Below are 381 nucleotides of genomic sequence, written 5' to 3' on the forward strand. Positions count from 1 at the left end.
TGCCTCGCCCCGGTGGCGAGGACGACGCCGAAGCATATGGGTACGGCGGTGACGGCCGGCGGGTGCGCAAGTGGTCCAGCCAGCAGGCCGGGACGGTGACGCACCAGCGCGAGGTCCGCTATCTGCCGGGGCTGGAGCGGCGCACCGACACGGCCACCGGCGAGGTGCTGGAGGTGGTGCTCAGCACGGGCGCGGGGCAGACCGGGATGCGCTGCCTGCATTGGCGTGCGGGCCGGCCGAGCGGCCTGGACAACGACCCGCGGCGCTACGGCGTGAGCGATCACCTGGGCTCGAGCGGCCTGGAACTCGACCAGCACGGGCAACGGCTGAGCGCCGAGGAATACTACCCGTACGGCGGCACCGCGGTATGGCTGCCGAAGA

1 pseudogene is annotated in these 381 nt (G+C 72.7%); it reads left to right on the plus strand.

The features are described from left to right. Positions 1 to 381 (plus strand): annotated as a pseudogene (locus KVT39_RS36605) (RHS repeat protein); the annotation flags it as partial.

This window comes from Burkholderia sp. GbtcB21, from assembly GCF_019091065.1.
In the GTDB taxonomy this organism is placed as follows: Bacteria; Pseudomonadota; Gammaproteobacteria; order Burkholderiales; family Burkholderiaceae; genus Burkholderia; species Burkholderia pyrrocinia_C.